Genomic DNA, 18,668 nt, shown 5'->3' on the forward strand with positions numbered 1-18,668 from the left:
TTCGGGTGGCGTGTGGGGCTCCCGTTCGCCCTTCAAGGAATTCGGTATGCCCACCTGGTTGTCGGCGGCCACCTCGGCCGTCACGCGCCTGAACCGCGCGATCTTCCATCTCACGGTCTGGCTCATGGCCATCGTCGTGCCCGTGATGTTGTACGAGGTCGTGCTGCGCTATCTGTTCAACGACCCCACCGTCTGGGCCATGGAGCTCGCGGTGCTGCTGTTCGGCCCGTACTTCCTGCTCGGCGGCCCCTATCTGCTGCACCTGCGGGGACATGTCTCGCTGGATCTCGTGCGCCAGCGGCTGAACGCGGTCTGGCAACGACGCATGGACCTGGTCAACTTCCCCGTGATCATCCTGTTCTGCGCCATCCTCATCTATTTCAGCTGGCCTTCGGCATGGAGCGCGTGGCAGTACCGCGAGACCAGCTTCTCGGCCTGGAACCCACCGATCTGGCCGGCCAAGGCGGTGGTGCCGCTCTCCCTGGTGCTCATGCTGCTGCAGGCTCTCGTTGAGCTGTGCCGCGTGATCTACCGCACCGATTCGGAACCGGTCACGAACGAGGTGCCGCAAGCATGAGCCCCAATACGATATTGCTGCTGATGTTCGGCAGCCTCACGCTGTTCATGCTCAGCGGTCTGCCGATCGCCTTCGTGCTGGGTGGCCTCTCGCTGCTGTTCATCGTCACCTTGTGGGAACCCAGTGCGGTCATCGTGCTGGTGCTGCAGATCTACGACACCATGAAGTCGGAAGCGCTGCTGGCCATCCCGTTGTTCATCCTCATGGCCTGCATCCTTCAACGCTCCGGCGTGATTGAGGATCTCTACAAGGCGATGGAGTTGTGGTTCGGGCGCCTGCGCGGCGGCCTGGCGATCGGCACGGTGATCATCTGCGTGGTGATGGCGGCGATGACAGGCGTGGTCGGCGCGGCCGTCACCGCCATGGGCATCCTGGCACTGCCAGAGATGCTGCGTCGCGGCTACAAGCCCGAGCTTGCGCTGGGCACCATCTGCGCATCGGGCACGCTGGGCATTCTCATTCCGCCTTCGGTGCTGACCATCGTCTATGCCGTGACGGCGCAGGTCTCCATTGGTCAGATGCTGATTGCCGGCCTCGTGCCCGGCCTCATCCTCGCCGTGCTCTACATCGCCTACATCGTCGTGGTCGGCTGGCTCAAGCCCGAGTGGGTGCCGCTGGACCCGAGCACGCGGCAAGCACCGCTGCGCGACAAGCTGGTGGCGCTCAAGGCGCTGGTGTTTCCGAGCATGCTGATCACGCTCATCCTGGGCTCCATCTTCTTCGGCATCGCCACGCCCACCGAGTCGGCGGCGGTGGGCGTGGCGGGGGCCATCATCCCGGCCGCGTTCAAGCGCAGGCTGAACCTGCCCATGCTGAGCCAGGCGGGCGTGGATACGCTCAAAGCCACGTCGATGATTCTGTGGATCACGCTGGGCGCCAAGGCCTACGTGGCGATCTTCACCGGCCTGGGCGGCGCGGACACCCTGCTCGAATTCATCAAGGGCATGGAGGTCAATCGCTGGTGGATTCTGGCGGCCATGATGCTGCTGCTGATCTTCCTGGGCACCGTGCTCGACGAGCTCGGCATCATCCTGCTCACGGTGCCGGTGTTCCTGCCGATCGTGCGCTTGCTCGGCTTCGACGAGATCTGGTTCGGCGTGCTTTATGCCATCACCATCCAGATGGGCTACATCAGTCCGCCGTTCGGCTACACGCTGTTCTACATCAAGGGAACCTTGCCCAAGCACATCGGCATGGGCGCGGTCTACCGGGGAATCATTCCCTTCTTCTTCCTGCAGTTCCTTGGCCTGCTGATCTGCGCCGCCTTCCCCGACCTCATCACCTGGCTGCCGAAGCTCATGGCTTCGCGCTGAATCCGTTCACATCCTTCGAGGTTCACACCATGGACGCCCCTACACCCTCCAGCCGCATCGTCGGCTTTCACAAGCTGGCCGTGGCCCAGCGCATCGAGCGCGTGGCGCAGTTCGCCAACCTGAGCGCCGACGATCAGGCCCTGCTGGCCCAAACCGGCAACCTGCCGGCCGAAACCGCCGACCACATGATCGAGAACTTTGTCGGCACGATGAACATTCCCATGGGCGTGGCGACCAACCTGCGCATCGACGGCCGCGACCGCCTGGTGCCCATGGCCACGGAAGAGTCTTCCGTGGTGGCGGCGGTGTGCAATGCTGCGCGCCAGAGCTACGACGCGGGGGGCTTCGTCACCTCGATGTCGGGCACGCAGATGATTGCGCAGATCCAGCTCACGGGTGTGAGCGATCCGCAGCACGCGCGCATCCGCATCCTGGAGCGCCTGGAGGACATCCGCGCCATGTGCGATGCCTGCGACCCCGTGCTGGTGAAGCTCGGTGGTGGCTTTCGCGACCTGGAAGTGCGTGTGCTCGACACGCGCGGCGGCACCATGGTGATCACCCATCTCATCGTGGACACACGCGACGCCATGGGCGCGAACGCGGTCAACACCATGGCGGAGAAGCTCGCGCCGCACATCGCGCAGTGGACCTCGGGCACGACCAACCTGCGCATCCTCTCCAACCTGGCCGACCGCCGCCTGGCGCGCGCGCGTTGCGTGTGGCCGCTCGACGCCATCGGCGGCGCCGAGGTGCGCGATGCCATGCTCTCGGCCTACCACTTCGCCGACGCCGACCCCTACCGCGCCGCCACGCACAACAAGGGCATCATGAACGGCGTGAGCGCCGTGGTGCTGGCCACCGGCAACGACACGCGCGCCGTGGAGGCCGGCGCCCACGCCTACGCCGCGCGCAGCGGACGCTACGCCAGCCTCACCGCCTGGGAAGCCACCGCCACCGGCGACCTGGCCGGCACGATCGAACTGCCCATGGCCGTCGGTCTCGTGGGCGGAGCGACCAAGGTGCACCCCACCGCGCGGCTGGGCCTGAAGATCCTGGGCGTGAGCACCGCCGAGGAACTGGCCCGCATCATCGCGGCCGTGGGCCTGGCGCAGAACTTCTCCGCGCTCAAGGCGCTGGCGACCACCGGTATTCAGAAGGGTCACATGGCCCTGCACGCGCAGAACATCGCCATGATGGCGGGTGCCGTGGGTGAGGAGATCGACCGCCTGGCCCAAGTGCTGGTGGCCAAGGGCATGGTGCGCATGGACGTTGCCGATACCGAGCTCGCGTTGCTGCGCGGCACCTGAGCGCCTGCGTTGAAGTCACATTGCGGAGTGATGACTTTGGGATCGAAGTCGGTCATGATGGGCGCCGTGCCGACACCCATCTATGAGGACACCCTGGGTTGACTACCATGGAAAAGCGAACCTTCATCGAGCTCACCATCAATGAAAGCGACATCGTGTTTGCCGATTCCCCACGCCGAATACTTGTCGATGTGTCACACATCGCCACCGTTGAGGACATGGTCAGCAATCCGCATGGGGAATGCGTCGTCACGCTGCACGAGCCTCATGACGAAACAATTGAAAATGACACGGGTGAACATGTGGTTCGCTGCGCCAAGAAGCTGATCACGCTGGACTCCTACGATGACATCTGGCGCAGACTCTCTGCGTCGGCCGAGTTGTCACCTTCAGGTGTTGTCACCCCCAGAAAGTTCGCCGATGACGCCATCGATCGAGTCCGCGGTGGAAAGGTCTGAATCCTGACGCCCCGCAGGGGCACATCCGTCTTTCGCCCTATTGCGAGATCCGTACCACGCGGCCATTGAGCGGCTGCACCGGTCGGGCATTGGCCGGATAGAGCCGGCGCATGCTGCGGATCGCTTCGGCCGACACCTTGACAGGCTGTGTCAACACCATCCAGCGCACGCCCTCGGAGCACGGCGGCGTGGTGAGTGAACCCTCGAATTCCCAGTAGCGCCGCTCGGCGGGCAACAGGCCTGCCAGGTCGAGTTCGAGGCCGTCGACGGTGAGCGTTTCGCCGGCGTGCTGCGGCAAGTGCGACAGCACGGTCTCAAACCCGGTAGCCGCCTTGCCAGGCTGGATCAGCGCTGCCACCACCGCCAGTTTTCCCTCGGCATCACGATGGACGAAATGGGCGACCATCGCGCTGGGTTTGCCCTGCACGTGTTCCTCGCTGGGCGTGTGGAAGTGGAACTGCACGAGTTCATAGGAGTGGTCGCCGATGCGAAGGAACTGCCCCCGGGGAATGTTGACCTGGATGGTGTGGCCGTTGTTGACGATGGACGGCGTCACCCGGCCGTATGCGAACTCCAGCGTGGGCAATTGCGCCGCCTGAGCGTTGCGGATATCGATGGGCGACTGCGCACGGCCATGGGCACACGATTCGTAAGCCGGGTCGATCTCGGCCCAGTGCGTGGTGCCGTGTTGCCCGCGGTACTCCCAGTGGGGCGCGGCGCCCTGGGCGGCGAAGGACCCGGTCACGCACAAAGCGGACAGCACGAAGGAACAGGAAGCAAGAGAGCGGGAAAGTTTCATGGTTGGACGCTGTGGATGAGTTGCAGACGTTGGGCATTGGACGCAGCCCATCTGAAGCCAACCTTAAGAGACGGCTGCCGACCTCGGCAAGGCATCCTTGAGCGATGCGGGAGAATGACGCGATGCGTGTCTGATGGTGGAAGACGACGAGGCAATCGCGGGAGCGCTGCGCTCGCATTTGCAGGGCCAGGGCTGGGCGGTGGACGGCGCAGTGGGCGTTTCGCCAGCCTGGGCTGCCCTGACGGTCGAGCGTTTCGACATGGTGTTGCTGGATCTCGGTCTGGCCGACGGCGACGGAACGGAGTTGTTGCGGCGCTTGCGGCAGACACCTCAGGGGCGCTTGCCGGACTCGGCCACGCCCGTGTTGATCATGACAGCGCGCGACCAGGTGTCTTCACGCATCGCCGGCCTGGATCTGGGTGCCGACGACTACGTCACCAAACCGTTCGATCCCGACGAACTCACGGCGCGCATGCGCGCGCTGCAGCGGCGCGCCGCCGGCCGTGCGCAGTCCACGCTGCGTTGTGGCGAACTGGAGATCGACCCTGCCGGGCGCACGGTGGTGCGTGCCGGGCGCGCGGTCGAGCTCTCGGCCCGCGAGTTCGCGGTGTTGCTGGTGTTGCTCGAATGCCGGCCGCGCGTGCTCTCGCGTGCACAGATCGAGCAGCGCCTCTACAGCTTCGAGCAAGTGCTGGAAAGCAATGCGATCGAGGTGCATGTGCACCACTTGCGGCGCAAGCTGGGTGACACCTTGATCCGCACCGTGCGGGGCGTTGGTTACTACGTGCCGGCGGAGGATGCGCAGTGAAGACGTCTGCCAGCTTGACCGGGCATTTGCTCACCTGGACGCTGGGCGCCTTGTTCCTGGTCTGGGCCTGCTTCATCGCCTTCGCCTATCAGGCAGGTCAGCGCGAGGCCGACGAGCTGACCGATGGGCACCTGGCGAGCACCAGCACCTTGCTGGCGGCTTGGGCCCATGGCCAGCCGTTGGCGGGCCAGCAGGTTGCCGCGCCGGCGGGGACGCTGCCGCTGCAGGCGCACGACTATCAACGCTCGCTGAGCGTGGTGATATGGGACGCCCAGGGCAGCGTGGTCGCGCGCAGTGGCGATGCGCCCGTGCCCGATTTCGCAGTCGCGGAGGAAGGCTTCAGCACGTTGGCCCTGGGGCAGCCGGCGGTCGATTGGCGTGGTTTCGCGCGGTGGAACGCCGACCGCAGCCGCAAGGTCATGGTGTTGTTGTCAGTGCCCGAGCACGATGCGCTGGCGCGCGACATTGCGCAACAGATCATCGAACCGGGGCTGTGGCTGCTGCCGGCCGTGGCCCTTGCGCTGGGACTGGCGATCCGTCGGGGGCTGCGCCCGCTGTACGAGATGTCGGGCAATGTGCATGACCTCGATATCCACCAGGCCGAGGCGCTCCCCTTGCCGCGTCATGAGGAGCTCGCCGCCGTGGTGGACGCGGTCAACCGGCTGGTGCAGCGCTATCACGCCGCATTGACCCGCGAGCGGGACCTGGCGAGCGAGTTCGCGCACGAATTGCGCACGCCACTCACCGCGCTGGCGCTGCAGGCACGCGGTGCGCGCGACCTGCACGAGGGTGCCTCGCGCGTCGCGGCTATCGCGCACATCGAGCAACAGGCCTTGCGGGCCGGCGAAGTGCTGACCCAGTTGCTTGCCCTGGCGCGCGCGGGGCGGGCCGAATTGGACGAGACCGCCGAGCCGGTCGATGTGACCGAACTGGCACGCCATGTGGTGGGTGACTATGCGCCGCAGGCCCATGCTGGCGGCCGTGAGTTGTCGTTGGCGGCAGATGCCCCGCTCCGGGTTTCAGGTCACAGGACCCTGCTCGAACTCGCCCTGCGCAACCTGGTGGAAAACTCCCTCAGCCACACGCCGCCGGGGACCCATGTGGAGGTGTGCGTCAAGTCGTTGGAACGCTGCGTGCACGTGCGGGATCGATGGCCTGCGCAGGCCGCTGTCAGCGAGCGTGCAGAGGGGCCGGCGCTTGGCCTGGGGCTGGGACACCGCGTGGTGGCCAAGGTCGCGGAAATCCACGGCGCCAGCTTCGAGGCGCACACCGGTTCGCCCCTCCATGGTCGCGGTTATGGCATCGTGTTTCGCTGAGCTCGGTCAGTCAGGTTGATTCACCTGAGCCTCGCTTACTCGGCCTGGATGCCCGCAGCCTTGATGATGTCGCCCCACTTGCGCGTTTCTGCCGCCTGGAACTTCGCCAGCCCGTCGGGGGTGCTCGTGAAGGCCTCCGAACCGCTGTTGTCGAAAAAGCTTTTCGACTGCGCGCTGGCGGTGGCACGGACCAGCAACTCGTTGAGACGCTGGATGGCCGCGGGAGGTGTGCCGGTGGGTGTGTACGCCGCGAACCAGTAGCCCATTTCATAGCCGGGCACACCGGCCTCGGCAATGGTGGGCACATTGGGCAGCATGGGCGAACGTTTGGAAGCCGTCACGCCCAGGGCGCGCAGCTTCTCCGACTTGATCTGCGGAACGCCAGTGGACATGTCGGCAAACATCATGGTGATCTGCCCGCCCAGGAGATCGGTGATGGCGTTGGGGTTGCTCTTGTACGGCACATGCAGGATCTGCACACCGGCCATCTGCTGAAACAGTTCACCCGCAATGCGGCTGGAAGAGCTGCCGCTGCCGAAGTTCAGCTTGCCCGGTGATTTTTTGGCCTCGGCGATCACGTCGGCCACGGTCTTGTAGCCCGACGCGGGGTTGACCACCATGACCTGGCCGCCCTTGCCGAGTGCGGTGACCGGCGCGAAATCCTTCACCGGGTCGTAGCTCAGTTTTTTGTACAGGTGTTCGTTGGCCGCATGCGTGGTGTTGGTCGTGATGAGCACCGTGTAACCGTCTGCAGGTGCCTTGGCCACCGCGGCGGCGGCGATCATGCCGCTGGCGCCTGCCTTGTTTTCGACCACGACAGGCTGCCCCGTGTCGTTGGTCAGAGACTGGCCCAGTGCGCGAGCCAGCTGGTCGGTGGCGCTGCCGGCCGCAAACGGCACCACGAAGGTGATGGGGCGCGACGGGAAAGGCTGCGCCTGGGCCATGGCCTGAGCGGGGGCCCATCCGAGGAAGGCGATGGCCGAGGTGGCCAGCAGGTGGCGGCGCTTCTTGAGGTTGATGTTCATGGTGTTGTCTCCTGGTTGGAATGGTCAGCGGGGAAAAAGAAAAGGAGAAAGCGCGGGGCACCTTCAGGGTGGACCTGCGAGGTGAACGTGGAGCGGTTGGGGCACCTCGACAGGCAGATCCAGCAGCAAAAACGACAGCGCCTTGCCGTGGCTGTCGAGGTTGAGCGAATCGTTCACGCCGCCATCCAGCACGTCCTCGATCACGAAGTTCATGGCGTGCAGGTGGGGCAACAGGTAACGCGTGACCGCGCGGGGTCGCCTCGGTGTGAACTGCCGCGCCACGGCGTCCTCGGTCACCTGGTCGACGAGCACGTCCCACAGCTCGGGGCTCCAGGCGATCACGCTGATGTTGGAGCGGTTTCCCTTGTCCCCGGTGCGGCTGTGGGCCACCCTGTACAGCGGCACCGTCAAGCTTGGGTGGTTGGTCATTCCGACACCTCCATGGAGCGCAGGTCGATCATGGTGTGCCCCACCGCCACAGCCTCCCGAGGCACCAGGCAAGACACCATGCCCAGGCGCGGGCGAACAGCCGTTCGCACCCCGCCGCCGCCTGCGGGTCCGCAGCAATACAGGGCGGTCACCTCGCGCACCAGGCGCTCGGCCTGATGGCGCTCGCGGTGCTGCAGTGCCACGCGCAGGCGAACGTCGCGCGCCTCGCCCGTGGCTTGCCCATCCAACCAGTGGCTGGCGTCGTCGCCCAGCACGCTCGTCACACCAATCAGGTCAATGCGCAACGGCGCTGTGTCGGCCAGTCGCTCGCGCAACACCTGAGCCGCCAGGCGCGCACGCGCCTCGGCTCGTGCGCCGGCATAGGAAATCTCACCCTCGGCAAACCACCCGGCCTCAAAACAGGCGTTCACCTTGAGGCAGGGCGGACGCTCGTGACCACTCACGCCTTCAAGCCGCACACGGTCAGGGCCGTCCTGCCGCACGCGCGCGGTGGTGATGTCGGCCACCACGTCCGGCGTCAGGTAGGCAGCCGGGTCGTGCAGTTCGTAGAGCAGTTGCTCCTTGACCGTGCGCTCGTCGATGCGTCCGCCCGTGCCTGCGGGTTTTGTGATGGTGCAGTCACCGCTGTCTTCGATCTCGGCGATCGGATAGCCCAGCGACGCCAGGCCGGGCACATCCTTGTAGCCGGGGTCCGCGAAATAGCCGCCCGAGACCTGAGCGCCGCATTCGAGCAGGTGCCCCGCCATGGTGGCGCGGGCCAGTCGATTCCAGTCGTCCATGCGCCAGCCGAAGTGGGCGAGCGCCGGACCAAGCACCAGGGAGGGATCGGCCACGCGGCCACAGACCACGATGTCTGCGCCTGCGCGCAGGGCATCGGCAATGGGCTCGGCACCGATGTAGGCGTTGGCGCTCACGATGGGCTCGCTGGGCATGGCTGCACCCAGGGCGTTCTTCAGCAGGTCGAGGTGTTCAGCGTCCGACACGTCGTCGCCGTGCACCACGGCAATGCGCGGTGGTCGAACGCCGAGTTCCATGGCCAGCGCACGGATGCGGCGGGCGGCCCCCATGGGATGGGCGGCGCCGAAGTTGCTGACGATGCGGATGCCGTGCTCCAGGCACAAGCCCAACACCGGGCGGAGAAGATCGTCCAGCAGCGGTTCGTACCCGGCCTCGGGATGGGCGCGGCGAGCCAGTTGGGCCAGCGCCAGGGTGCGCTCGGCCAGCGTTTCGAAAATCAGCACGGCGGGCTGTTGACGCGCAATCAACTCGCGCACCACGGGCAGGGCCGCATCGGTTCGGTCGCCCGAAAAGCCTGCTGCGCATCCGATCAGCAGGTTGGGGATTTTCTTTGCCATTCGTGTCTCCTGGGGTCACTCTAGGGGGTTTACCATGTGCTGTGAAATCGAATGTTCAGCTCAACCTATCGAAGACGCAGATGAATATTTCAAGCCGACAGCTGGATGCATTCATCGCACTGGCCGCCCATCGACACTTCACGCGTGCAGCTGCGCATTGCCATCTCTCGCAGTCTGCCTTCAGCGCCGTCATCCGGACTCTTGAGGAAGATCTGGGATTGCGGTTGTTCGACAGAAGCACCCGACACGTGGATCTGACGCTGGAAGGAAGCAACTTCCTCGAATCGGCACTTCGGATCCGCGCTGAGATCGACCGTGCACTGGACGGGGTGCGCGACGCCGCGACGCTACAGCGAGGACGCGTTTCGATTGCCCTGCTTCCATCGCTTGCCGCAGGGTGGCTGCCGGGCGTGCTGGCCGAGTTCAAAGCCACTTGCCCCGGTATCGAATTCGACATTGCGGATGTGCTCTCGGCGCCGTGCATTGAACGCGTGGCGAACAAGACGGCCGACTTCGCGCTGGCAGCGTCTCATGCGGACACGCCCGAACTCCAGGCGCAGCCGTTTTGCACCGACAGCTTCCACCTCGTGTGTCGCAGCGATCACCCGCTGGCCCGGCGCAGGTCCATCGCCATCAAGGATCTGGCGGCCTGGCCATTTGTTCATCTGGCCCGCACCAGCAGCGTGCGCCAGTACCTGGAAGCCGCGCTGCGACCGCAGGTGATGAGGACCCTCGTCGAAGTGGAACAACTGGCCACCGTGATGGGCTTTGTTCGTGCGGGACTCGGCATCAGCGTGGTGCCCACGTTGACCTTGTTCCATTTTGATCAACCCGGGATCGTTACCCGCCCTCTGTCGATACCCGGCTTGACTCGGCAGATCTACCTGGTGCGGCGCAGAGACCGCAGTCTGTCGGTCGCCGCGCAGGCGGTGCATGACCTGATGGTTCAGCGGCGACCCGAATGACAGGCAGATCGCTGATCGCGCTGAGCGTCAGTCTTTGCTTGATGCGCTGGCGAGCGCCTGCCGCTTGGCGCGCGATCGGATGTTGAGGCTCTCGACGAGCAGCGAAAAGGCCATCGCAGCGTAGATGTAGCCCTTGGGGACCTCTTGGTCGAATGCTTCGGCCGTGAGCGCCATACCCACCATCACCAGGAAGGCCAACGCCAGCACCTTGACCGAGGGATGGCGATCCACAAATTCGCCAATGGGCTTGGCGGCCACCAGCATCACACCCACGGAGACCACCACCGCAGCAACCATCACGCTGATCTGGTCAACCATGCCCACGGCGGTGATCACCGAGTCGAGTGAGAACACGATGTCGATGATGGCGATCTGGCCGATGATTCCCCAGAACAGCTTCGAGCCCGCAGCTTTCATGGCCACGGTATCGGTGGCCGGCGGTGCATGCTGCTCGCGAGCCTCCACCTCCACGAAGATTTCATGCGAAGCCTTGTAGAGCAGAAACAGGCCGCCGAACAGCAAGACCAGGTCGCGTCCGCTGATGCCCTGGCCCAGCACGCTGAAGATGTCTGCCGTCAGACCCATTACCCATGTCAGTGTGAACAGCAGCATGAGCCGCGAGACCATGGCGAAACCCAACCCCACGCGACGGGCCTTGTCGCGCAAATGCGGCGGCAGGCGGCCCACCAGGATGGAAATGAAAATGATGTTGTCGATGCCCAGAACGATCTCGAGGGCTGTGAGCATCGCGAAGGCGATCCAGATGTTGGGATCCGAAAGGAGTTCCATGATGGAGAGTGCCAGGTTGGGTTGCCCGCAAGGACAAGGGAGACGGTGGGGCCCGTCGGTTGTTGCCTCGTCCGAGCAGGACGCGGCAACGCTCAGGAAGCGGTGCTTATGTCTGAGGCGGGCGCTGCAGCCCGGCGAGTGTTGGGGGCGTCCAGTCGGGTGATGCCAGTGCGAGTGGCATGTCCCGGGAATCTGCTTGCAAGAGGTGATTCCACGTCAGATCCAGGCACTCGGGCAGGTCGGGCTTGGCGTCATGGAGATCGTGTTCAGCATTCAGCACTGACAGATGCTCGTGCTGAACAGCTTTGGACTCCTCATCCGTCACGCTGATCACGCTGATCACGCTGATGTCCGACTCGGCGAAAGAGACCCCGATCCTGCCTTGTCCATAGGCAAGCGCGCTCATGCTGCAGAAGAACTGCAATGCAAGAATGACGATGACCCAGCGACGCATGATGCGCGCAGTTTACCGCGATGCAGTCACGGTTCCGGGTTCTTGCCGTGGTCAGGTGGAATGCTTCGATCACCGAACAGAGACACCGGGTTGGTGCGTGTGGAGGTCCGAAATCAGCGCGTCATGCTTGTTTCGTGAACCCATCGCGACCCCAGCTTTCGCTACCCACGCCGTGGTGCACGAAGAAGAGTCCTGTGGGGTCGTATTTCGCCTTCACGCTGGCCAACCTCGGATAGTTCAACCCCCAGAAAGACTGCTGCCACCCGGTGTTGAAGTAATCGCTCTCCGCCACGTAGGACCCGGCGTTCGGAACCAGCTTTCGAACTTCGTCCATGGCGCGCCCGACCGCTTGTGCACGCGTGCGAGCCAACGTGGTGTTGGGCTCGTGGCCCGGGACACCGGGGAAGGCTGGCTGCTCCTCCGCGCCGCTGATGGCGAGCGCGAAAGCATCCAGCACGGCCGGATTCATTGCCGTGTCCTTTGCGGCAGCCACCGCATCAGCCGAGGCACCTGCAAGCCCTTTGTTCACGTGCAAGGACACGCCCCAATGCCGGGTTGCGGAGTGCAGGGCGTCGCACAGCGCCTTGCGTTGTCCATCCTGCAACAACGCCGCCGGGAGCCAGGCTGACTGATAGCCATGCAGGACTTGGCCTGACTGGCGCTGATCGCCTGGCCAGAAGACGTTGCTCGCCGGAGCGCCGGGCCGATCATCGGTGCTGATGAAGCCGAGCATCCTCTTGATCAGCGTGGGAGCCCAGAAATCCCGGGCGGAGGTTGCCACAATCGGAAGAAATGGAAGCTCTACCTTGAAGTCATCCGGCGCGCTTTCGACGAGATCCATGAATGGCCTCCAGATCGCCTGCGCCTGACTTCGATCGAGTCCTTGAAAGACCATCGAGATCGACAGGATGTTGTTGGGCCGAAAGCGGATCTGCTCGCCCCAGTTCGGGTTCATCAGCTTCTCGCTGTAGAAGTCAAGGACATGACCTATCAGTTGACGATACGCGGCTGGCGATGTGGCCTGGATCGTCATGTTCACCGCTCCAAAGTTCAACGGCAGTCTGTGAACCCGCAACGTGAGTGAAGTGACGACGCCGAAACTGCCACCACCCCCGCCCTTGAGGGCCCAGAACAGGTCCGGATGGGTGCACGCGTTCACCACTCGGATGACGCCATCGGCCGTGACGACTTCGGCCTGAAGCAGACTGCTGGCGGCGAGCCCGTAGGCTTTGGAGAAACTCCCGAACCCGCCGCTCTGAACGAGCCCGGCCACACCGACTGTCATGCACCCCCCGCCTTGAACATACCCGCCCGCTCGCGTGGTCACGGCGTCATAGACGTGGCCCCAGAGCGCGCCGGCTCCAATCGTGACGGCTTGCATCGGCTTCGCGGTGGCCTCGCACCCTGCAGCGACAAACGAGTCGTGAAGCATGATGTCGTTCATCTTGCGCGTCCAGATGAGCAAGGAATCGGGTGCATTCGATGTGCCCTGGTAGCTGTGGCCTCCGCCCTTCACGACGAGGCGCAGATTGTGTTCGCGGGCAAAGTTGACGGCGGCAACCACGTGCGCCGTGCTGCGTGCTGCCACCGCATAGACGCTGGGTGCGGTAGTCCAGGCGTCTACCCATCCCAGCGTCTGGGTCAGTGCGACCTCTTCACCGATGAAGTAGGGGTTCTTGACCGCTTTGAACAGCTGCGTGCACGCCGCCCCGGAAGCTGCATTGAGACACTCCACCAGAGGAGATCGAACTCTGATCAATGCGCCTCCAACTTGTTCGCCAAGTTGCCTCCAGCGTGATTCGGTTGGCCATGACGGATCGCCCGGCCGAACGCGCGCACCGGTCACGGGGGCCGCAATGGCAGACTTTGAGAAAAGTCCCGTGAGCCAGTGTCCGGCGAAGATGGGCATGGCTGCGGCGATCCGCAGCAGTCGACGTCTGGATGGGCGAGGCGGCTTTTTTGGAGAGTGATCGGAGTCGGGGCGTTGCGGCATGGAAACTCCTTGGGCCAGCCTGTCCAAGGACTTGCATCCCGTTGGCAACAGGGTTGACTTGCTTTTTCTCGACGGTGTCTTCGACCGCACCAATGGCACCTGAAACAGGCCTTCAAGCGCTCACAAGTTGCGGGAAGGGGTGGAGTTCTCTTCCAGCGCGGCGCCAGGCAACTCGAAAGTGAAGATGCTGCCTGTGCCGACACCACCACTCCACCCTGAAATGTTTCCGGCATGCATCTCAACAATGGAGCGCGCCAACGCGAGCCCGATTCCCAGGCCCCCCCGGCTGCTTTCCATCACCTCTTCACCTTGGGCAAACAAGACAAAAAGCTGATCGATGGTCGCTGGCTCCATCCCCACACCATTGTCTGAAACGCTCACCCGCAGCCAGTCGTTGACCACGCGGGCTTGCAACGTGATGATTTCGCCGTCCGGTGAAAACTTCACCGCGTTGGACAGCAGGTTCTGCACCACCTGGATGAGGCGAATCTCGTCGGCATTCAAGAAGATGTCACCCTCTGGCAGGTCGACGTTGAGCACCTGTGATCGAGCGTTCAACGATGGCCAGACTGCTTCGACGGCCTGTGTCACGACGCTGTTGAACGTGATCCGTTCAGGCCTGATCTGAATCTTGCCGCTCGTGAGCCGTCCGGCGTCCAACAGGTCGCCCAGCAACCGGTTGAGATGGGAAAGTTGACGGTCCAGGACGTCGCGGGCGATCAACAGCGATGAGCTCAGCGATGTCTCCCGCTGCATGAGCGTCACAGCGTTTCGCATGGGCGCCAGGGGATTGCGAAGTTCATGGCCCAGCATCGCCAGAAACTCGTTCGTGCGACGCAAGGAGGCCTCCAACTCGTGCATCGTGTGGCGTTCGCTCATGTCGCGAGTCACCTTGGCAAAGCCTGCCAGTTCTCCCTCGTCGGTATGGATGGGTGTGAGTACGATGTTCGCCCAGAACGTCGTTCCATTTTTCCGTACGCGCCACCCTTCCTCCTCCGTTCTGCCGTGGAGGAGAGCCCTTTGCAGTTGCCAGGCTGGGAGTCCCTCCGCGCGGTCCTGCTGGCGAAAGAACATGCTGTAGTGCTTGCCGATCACCTCTGGGGCGGAGTAGCCCTTGATCAACTCGGCACCCCGGTTCCAGCTCTGGACATGACCCTGCGGGTCGAGCATGTAGATGGCGTAATCGCGCACGGCATCCAGTAGCCTCAGGCGCTCCGAGTCTGTCAAATCCGCGCGATCGAGGGTCGACATGAAGTTCCACTCCGGAATGAGACAAGTGGCAAGGACTGTACTGCAACGCAGGCGGCATGGGCCCTGCGGTGGGAGCACGCTCTGTGGTCGAGGGGAGCGATGCAGTTCGACGGACTTTCTTCGGTTGCCTCAGCTCCGCGGTCTGCGGCCGCAGGAATGCCAATTGCCCTGTGAACGGGATGGGGCCCTTGAAGAGACACTGGCGCGAATGAATGGAGGTGCACATGTTCGAACTCTCAGTGCCGTGGTGGGCGCTTTCTCTGCGGGTGGCGATTGTTTACGCCTCACTGCTGGTGCTGGTTCGCCTGTCCGGCAAGCGCACCGTGGGCCAGTTCACCCCCTTCGACCTGCTGGTGGTCCTGTTGTTGAGCGAAGCGGTCTCCGCCGGGATGGTCGGTGAGGACCACTCGGTCACCGGCGCACTGGTGGCAGCGGTCACCCTGGTTGCGTTCAACTGGCTGGTGGCCGTGGCGACCGCTCGCAGCACCCGTTTGCAGACGCTGATGGAAGGCGCTCCCGTGCTCATCGGGCGGGACGGGCGGCTGTATGCAGACGCACTGAAAAGGAATCATGTGCCCCGGATCGACGTCGAGCGCGCGCTGCGCGAGGCCGACTGCGACCTGAAGGATCTGAAATACGCGTTTCTGGAGGCCGATGGCGGGATCAGCGTCTTGAAGGAGTCGTCCGGTGACGTGCAGCAGAAGAGCGGTGTCTGAGTTGTCGAGCTGCTTCAGGCGCCGGGAACGCACACCATCGCGATGCTGACCCAGACACCGAAGCTGAAGTAGGGCGTCAGCCAGAGCGCATCGGCCTTCCACGCGGCCCAACTGCCGCTGCACACGCGGCGGTCCCAGGCGTCACGCGCGCCCTGGTCGAAGCGCATGTAAGCCTGCCCATTGGCGCGGCCGTGGCGGTAACGGCGCCAGTACATCGGCGCGTCCACGCCGAGGACATAAGCCACGAAGGCCAGCGAGCACAGAATCCCGAAGATCGCCAACGAGTTGACCCAGCCACTGCTGTCGAGGGCGATGCTGGCCAGCAGGGCCGCCATCCAGGAAAAGCCAGCCGCCCACAGCATGGACTCGACGGCCTGGGTGATGTGATTCAGCGTCAGCACGCTGTGCCAGCAGAAACCCTGCGCCACCACCATGAACATCGGGACCACCCAGGCGGCCTGCTGCACCCACGGCATGTCGGCGTGCACGCCCAGCTGGTTGACCAGCAGCCCCAGTTGCACCGCGAAACAGATCTCGGCGACCGTGGCTGCGGCGCGGCCCAGGAAGATGCTGGACAGGCGCGTGTCCACCACCACGAGGCGCTCGAGGTCCACCCGGGGAAGCACCGAGCGGTAGGCGCACACCAGCACGTAGACGCCAGACAACGCGAGCTGCAAACCCCCGTGGATCCCGCTGACGGGCCCGAAGTGCCACACGGCCAGCCACAGGCAAACGTTCAACGCGGCGAGCGCGCACATTGCCCGCCACCATGACCGCACGTTCGCGTCTGCTCCAGCGAGTCCTAGCGCAATATTGTGGCGAAGTGATGACATCAGGCGACGAGCTTAACCGGGTGACGATGGCAGAAGCAAGCGCCTTTGGGGCAATGGGTCGCCGACCGGCGCAGTGCATCGGCATGTCCTTGATTTCCCTTGACGCGGCGAGGCAGGGCTCAGATAAACGAAGCTTCCGGTTCGACAAACATTCCGACACACTTTCCGCGCGGGTGTGATCAACAAACCATCAGGAGGGGAAAACTATGAAGAACAAGTTCAAATCCATCGTGGGCGCAGCGCTGCTTTGCTGCGCACTGGGTGCTGTCGTCACCACCCCGTCCCTGGCATTCGCCCAGGACACGGCGGAGCAGCAAGAGATGACCCGCCAGATCCAGGCACTGGGTTGGTACAAGACCGGTCAGACGGGCGATATTGCCGGCAAGGCCACGTTTGTCGCGACGCAGAAGCACACCTTCCTGAACTCCGCCGACACCGACAGATTCCTGATCATCAACGGCAACCCGCCCCGAGGTTCGGCGTACACGGTGGCCCCCACGGAGTCCGATTGGTTTGCCGTCCTGAGCTTCTCTCCGGAGGGGTATATCAAGGACGACGAGAAAATCGACGCGGAAGCACTTCTCACCTCACTGAAGGAGTCCAGCGCGGCCGAAGGTGAAAACAGGCGCAAGGCCGGCTACAACGCCCTCTCCGTTGTGGGTTGGGCCATCCCTCCTCGATACGACACCACCACCAATCGCCTGGAATGGGCCACACTGCTCCGCGATGAAACCGATCAGTCCATGCTGGCCAATGTGAGCACGAAGATTCTGGGTCGAAGTGGATTCACCAACGTCACCTTGGTCTCCAACTCTCCACAAACCGTCGAGAAGGATCTCGCTGACTTCAAACTTGCCATGGCCAACTTCAGCTACGTCAGCGGCGAGAAGTACAGCGACTGGAAGCAAGGCGACAAGGTGGCCGCCTACGGGTTGGGCGCCCTGGTGTTGGGCGGCGCTGCCGCCGTGGCCACCAGCAAAGGCGGCTTCAAGGCCATCGGCATAGCCATCCTGGCCGGCGTTGCGGCCTTGTGGGGCGTTGTCAAACGATTCGTCAGCCGCAAGAAGACGCCCCAATGAAGGTCCTCCATGCCCAGTGAAGCAGCCCTGTTCTGGCTGGTGGTGGCGGCTTTCCTCTTTTTTGACAACCTGATCATCGTCCCCCATGGTTGTGATCTGCTGAGGTTCGGGCGAAAGGGACAACTGCGGTACGACGCCGCCGGGCGTTTGACGGCAGCCGGCAAGGAGATGGTGCTGCTGAACCCCTTGAATCTTTTCGACCGGGGCTTGGTGACCACCCGGTGCTTCGGCGACGTCGACCCTCGCCATTGGCGTCGGAGCTGCTCCTTGGTGGGCTCCGCCTTGCCCACGCTCAATGGCTTTTGCTCACTGGGTTACGCCTACCTGGTCGTCGTCGTCTTCCTGGCAGCCTTGTCCTTTCAGATCGGATTCACACCGGCACTGATTGCCTTCATAGGCCTGCACCTGCTCGTTTGGTCCATCGCCACGGTCGCGCTGGTGCTGCGGCGCGCGCGGCTGCAGCTCACCGGGTACGAGGCTTTTGTCTCTTCGGTCGAAGCCCTGTTCGTGCCCGCCTACCTGATGAACCTGGGCAAACGCCTCGTCTACAAGAAGCGGGTGGCCGTCTCGGCGCTTGGGCTCGGGCTGCGCGAGCTCAAGCGCACGCAGGATGAGGACGATCGAGCCGGACTCACCCTGCAGATGAAGAATCGACTGGACATGCTGGAGATGGCACAGGGATACGAGGTTGCGGAGGACGATTCAAGGACCTCGGATCCCCAGGACACACGGGCGGGCGATCTCGGTTCAGCGGGGGCGGCAGAGTTGAATCACCTCAGCGCCACGCAGCAATGGATCATGGAGGCCAGGGCATGTTTGACGATCTGAAGGTCAGCGAGTGGTGGTTCCTGGGCATCGCCGCGTTCTTTGGGTACCTGGTGGTCAAGCACTTCGTGGACAAGTTGCCGGGCAACCAGACCGGGAGCCCGGGCTCAGCCGAAGCGCTTGACTGGCACCAGGTGCTTGAAGTGGGTGCCGGGGCTTCGTTGGAGGAGATCAAGCAGGCCTACAAGCGAAAGATCGGGCTCTACCACCCCGACAAGGTTGCGGGTCTGGGACCTGAGTTCACGGCGATCGCCGAGGTCAAGGCCAAGGAGATCAATGAGGCCTACCAGCAAGGGTGCGCCGCGCGCGGTGGTGAACCGTCCCGGTCTTGAAGGTGTGGCCGGATTGAAGTGAA

General features: G+C 63.8%; 21 protein-coding genes. 12 read left to right on the forward strand and 9 right to left on the reverse strand.

Annotated elements, in window-relative coordinates; all coding sequences use genetic code 11:
* The first annotated feature begins 46 nt into the window (after positions 1-46).
* From IV113_RS16310 to IV113_RS16325, 4 genes are all read left to right on the forward strand, one after another.
* A complete protein-coding gene (locus IV113_RS16310; RefSeq protein WP_291087012.1) occupies positions 47-577 on the forward strand; it encodes a TRAP transporter small permease subunit in 531 nt (176 codons plus the stop codon).
* A complete protein-coding gene (locus IV113_RS16315) occupies positions 574-1,890 on the forward strand; it encodes a TRAP transporter large permease subunit (protein ID WP_291087014.1) in 1,317 nt (438 codons plus the stop codon). Before IV113_RS16310 ends, IV113_RS16315 begins: the two co-directional genes overlap by 4 nt.
* Positions 1,891-1,919: 29 nt before the next feature.
* Positions 1,920-3,197 (forward strand): hydroxymethylglutaryl-CoA reductase, degradative, encoded by a 1,278-nt coding sequence (locus IV113_RS16320; protein ID WP_291087016.1) that lies wholly within the window; start codon positions 1,920-1,922, stop codon positions 3,195-3,197.
* Between the two features lie 107 nt (positions 3,198-3,304).
* Positions 3,305-3,655, forward strand: coding sequence for a hypothetical protein (locus IV113_RS16325; protein WP_291087019.1), 351 nt, complete (start codon positions 3,305-3,307; stop codon positions 3,653-3,655).
* 37 nt (positions 3,656-3,692) lie between these two features.
* Here the strand turns inward: IV113_RS16325 and IV113_RS16330 are convergent, their stop codons facing one another.
* A complete protein-coding gene (locus tag IV113_RS16330; RefSeq protein ID WP_291087021.1) occupies positions 3,693-4,454 on the reverse strand; it encodes a carbonic anhydrase family protein in 762 nt (253 codons plus the stop codon).
* 133 nt (positions 4,455-4,587) lie between these two features.
* Between IV113_RS16330 and IV113_RS16335 the strand changes: the two genes are divergently transcribed.
* Positions 4,588-5,262, forward strand: coding sequence for a response regulator transcription factor (locus tag IV113_RS16335; RefSeq protein WP_291087023.1), 675 nt, complete (start codon positions 4,588-4,590; stop codon positions 5,260-5,262).
* On the forward strand, positions 5,259-6,578 hold the full coding sequence (locus IV113_RS16340; RefSeq protein ID WP_291087025.1) for a histidine kinase dimerization/phospho-acceptor domain-containing protein: 1,320 nt from the start codon (positions 5,259-5,261) through the stop codon (positions 6,576-6,578). Before IV113_RS16335 ends, IV113_RS16340 begins: the two co-directional genes overlap by 4 nt.
* A 35-nt stretch (positions 6,579-6,613) precedes the next feature.
* Here the strand turns inward: IV113_RS16340 and IV113_RS16345 are convergent, their stop codons facing one another.
* From IV113_RS16345 to IV113_RS16355, 3 genes are all read right to left on the reverse strand, one after another.
* A complete protein-coding gene (locus IV113_RS16345; protein WP_291087026.1) occupies positions 6,614-7,603 on the reverse strand; it encodes a tripartite tricarboxylate transporter substrate binding protein in 990 nt (329 codons plus the stop codon).
* 63 nt (positions 7,604-7,666) lie between these two features.
* The gene (locus IV113_RS16350; protein WP_291087029.1) at positions 7,667-8,032 is read right to left on the reverse strand and encodes a hypothetical protein; all 366 of its coding nucleotides are present in this window, start codon (positions 8,030-8,032) and stop codon (positions 7,667-7,669) included.
* A complete protein-coding gene (locus IV113_RS16355; protein WP_291087031.1) occupies positions 8,029-9,408 on the reverse strand; it encodes an acyclic terpene utilization AtuA family protein in 1,380 nt (459 codons plus the stop codon). Before IV113_RS16355 ends, IV113_RS16350 begins: the two co-directional genes overlap by 4 nt.
* An 80-nt stretch (positions 9,409-9,488) precedes the next feature.
* On the opposite strand from IV113_RS16355, the gene IV113_RS16360 reads away from it, so the two are divergent.
* Positions 9,489-10,373 (forward strand): LysR family transcriptional regulator, encoded by an 885-nt coding sequence (locus tag IV113_RS16360; protein ID WP_291087169.1) that lies wholly within the window; start codon positions 9,489-9,491, stop codon positions 10,371-10,373.
* 27 nt (positions 10,374-10,400) lie between these two features.
* Here the strand turns inward: IV113_RS16360 and IV113_RS16365 are convergent, their stop codons facing one another.
* The 4 genes from IV113_RS16365 to IV113_RS16380 form a co-directional block, all read right to left on the reverse strand.
* A complete protein-coding gene (locus tag IV113_RS16365; protein ID WP_291087033.1) occupies positions 10,401-11,162 on the reverse strand; it encodes a TerC family protein in 762 nt (253 codons plus the stop codon).
* Positions 11,163-11,268: 106 nt separating this feature from the next.
* The gene (locus tag IV113_RS16370) at positions 11,269-11,616 is read right to left on the reverse strand and encodes a hypothetical protein (protein ID WP_291087035.1); all 348 of its coding nucleotides are present in this window, start codon (positions 11,614-11,616) and stop codon (positions 11,269-11,271) included.
* A gap of 121 nt (positions 11,617-11,737) precedes the next feature.
* A complete protein-coding gene (locus IV113_RS16375) occupies positions 11,738-13,609 on the reverse strand; it encodes an FAD-dependent oxidoreductase (RefSeq protein ID WP_291087037.1) in 1,872 nt (623 codons plus the stop codon).
* A 120-nt stretch (positions 13,610-13,729) separates the two neighbouring features.
* Positions 13,730-14,860 carry a PAS domain-containing sensor histidine kinase gene (locus tag IV113_RS16380; protein ID WP_291087039.1) on the reverse strand — a complete coding sequence of 377 codons (1,131 nt, stop codon included), beginning with the start codon at positions 14,858-14,860 and terminating at the stop codon, positions 13,730-13,732.
* A gap of 212 nt (positions 14,861-15,072) precedes the next feature.
* On the opposite strand from IV113_RS16380, the gene IV113_RS16385 reads away from it, so the two are divergent.
* Complete coding sequence (locus tag IV113_RS16385; protein ID WP_291087040.1) at positions 15,073-15,576, forward strand: YetF domain-containing protein; 504 nt, start codon at positions 15,073-15,075, stop codon at positions 15,574-15,576.
* A 14-nt stretch (positions 15,577-15,590) separates the two neighbouring features.
* On the opposite strand, the gene IV113_RS16390 is transcribed toward IV113_RS16385, so the two are convergent.
* Complete coding sequence (locus IV113_RS16390; RefSeq protein ID WP_291087042.1) at positions 15,591-16,334, reverse strand: hypothetical protein; 744 nt, start codon at positions 16,332-16,334, stop codon at positions 15,591-15,593.
* A gap of 11 nt (positions 16,335-16,345) precedes the next feature.
* Here IV113_RS16390 and IV113_RS16395 point away from each other — a divergent pair, with 11 nt between their 5' ends.
* Genes IV113_RS16395 through IV113_RS16410 form a run of 4 tightly spaced genes read left to right on the forward strand, consistent with a single transcriptional unit; the run spans position 16,346 to position 18,645 of the window.
* Positions 16,346-16,588: a hypothetical protein gene (locus IV113_RS16395; RefSeq protein ID WP_291087044.1), complete on the forward strand. Its 243-nt coding sequence runs from the start codon at positions 16,346-16,348 to the stop codon at positions 16,586-16,588.
* A gap of 27 nt (positions 16,589-16,615) precedes the next feature.
* Positions 16,616-17,488 carry a DUF2167 domain-containing protein gene (locus IV113_RS16400; RefSeq protein ID WP_291087046.1) on the forward strand — a complete coding sequence of 291 codons (873 nt, stop codon included), beginning with the start codon at positions 16,616-16,618 and terminating at the stop codon, positions 17,486-17,488.
* Positions 17,489-17,497: 9 nt separating this feature from the next.
* Positions 17,498-18,316: a hypothetical protein gene (locus IV113_RS16405; RefSeq protein ID WP_291087048.1), complete on the forward strand. Its 819-nt coding sequence runs from the start codon at positions 17,498-17,500 to the stop codon at positions 18,314-18,316.
* Positions 18,301-18,645 (forward strand): J domain-containing protein, encoded by a 345-nt coding sequence (locus tag IV113_RS16410; protein ID WP_291087050.1) that lies wholly within the window; start codon positions 18,301-18,303, stop codon positions 18,643-18,645. The genes IV113_RS16405 and IV113_RS16410 overlap by 16 nt, the downstream gene beginning before the upstream one ends.
* The last annotated feature ends 23 nt before the right edge of the window (positions 18,646-18,668 follow it).

The organism is Hydrogenophaga sp. (assembly GCF_018780385.1).
Lineage (GTDB): Bacteria > Pseudomonadota > Gammaproteobacteria > Burkholderiales > Burkholderiaceae_C > Hydrogenophaga.

Excerpts from the sequence above, each read along its gene's own strand:
- IV113_RS16345 (WP_291087026.1), bottom strand. The coding sequence starts at position 7,603 with ATGAACATCAACCTCAAGAAGCGCCGCCACCTGCTGGCCACCTCGGCC.
- IV113_RS16320 (WP_291087016.1), top strand. The coding sequence starts at position 1,920 with ATGGACGCCCCTACACCCTCCAGCCGCATCGTCGGCTTTCACAAGCTG.
- IV113_RS16410 (WP_291087050.1), top strand. The coding sequence starts at position 18,301 with ATGTTTGACGATCTGAAGGTCAGCGAGTGGTGGTTCCTGGGCATCGCC.
- IV113_RS16335 (WP_291087023.1), top strand. The coding sequence starts at position 4,588 with ATGGTGGAAGACGACGAGGCAATCGCGGGAGCGCTGCGCTCGCATTTG.
- IV113_RS16390 (WP_291087042.1), bottom strand. The coding sequence starts at position 16,334 with ATGTGCGCGCTCGCCGCGTTGAACGTTTGCCTGTGGCTGGCCGTGTGG.
- IV113_RS16355 (WP_291087031.1), bottom strand. The coding sequence starts at position 9,408 with ATGGCAAAGAAAATCCCCAACCTGCTGATCGGATGCGCAGCAGGCTTT.
- IV113_RS16375 (WP_291087037.1), bottom strand. The coding sequence starts at position 13,609 with ATGCCGCAACGCCCCGACTCCGATCACTCTCCAAAAAAGCCGCCTCGC.
- IV113_RS16400 (WP_291087046.1), top strand. The coding sequence starts at position 16,616 with ATGAAGAACAAGTTCAAATCCATCGTGGGCGCAGCGCTGCTTTGCTGC.
- IV113_RS16350 (WP_291087029.1), bottom strand. The coding sequence starts at position 8,032 with ATGACCAACCACCCAAGCTTGACGGTGCCGCTGTACAGGGTGGCCCAC.
- IV113_RS16310 (WP_291087012.1), top strand. The coding sequence starts at position 47 with ATGCCCACCTGGTTGTCGGCGGCCACCTCGGCCGTCACGCGCCTGAAC.
- IV113_RS16330 (WP_291087021.1), bottom strand. The coding sequence starts at position 4,454 with ATGAAACTTTCCCGCTCTCTTGCTTCCTGTTCCTTCGTGCTGTCCGCT.
- IV113_RS16395 (WP_291087044.1), top strand. The coding sequence starts at position 16,346 with ATGACCGCACGTTCGCGTCTGCTCCAGCGAGTCCTAGCGCAATATTGT.
- IV113_RS16385 (WP_291087040.1), top strand. The coding sequence starts at position 15,073 with ATGGAGGTGCACATGTTCGAACTCTCAGTGCCGTGGTGGGCGCTTTCT.
- IV113_RS16370 (WP_291087035.1), bottom strand. The coding sequence starts at position 11,616 with ATGCGTCGCTGGGTCATCGTCATTCTTGCATTGCAGTTCTTCTGCAGC.
- IV113_RS16325 (WP_291087019.1), top strand. The coding sequence starts at position 3,305 with ATGGAAAAGCGAACCTTCATCGAGCTCACCATCAATGAAAGCGACATC.
- IV113_RS16315 (WP_291087014.1), top strand. The coding sequence starts at position 574 with ATGAGCCCCAATACGATATTGCTGCTGATGTTCGGCAGCCTCACGCTG.
- IV113_RS16360 (WP_291087169.1), top strand. The coding sequence starts at position 9,489 with ATGAATATTTCAAGCCGACAGCTGGATGCATTCATCGCACTGGCCGCC.
- IV113_RS16380 (WP_291087039.1), bottom strand. The coding sequence starts at position 14,860 with ATGTCGACCCTCGATCGCGCGGATTTGACAGACTCGGAGCGCCTGAGG.
- IV113_RS16365 (WP_291087033.1), bottom strand. The coding sequence starts at position 11,162 with ATGGAACTCCTTTCGGATCCCAACATCTGGATCGCCTTCGCGATGCTC.
- IV113_RS16405 (WP_291087048.1), top strand. The coding sequence starts at position 17,498 with ATGCCCAGTGAAGCAGCCCTGTTCTGGCTGGTGGTGGCGGCTTTCCTC.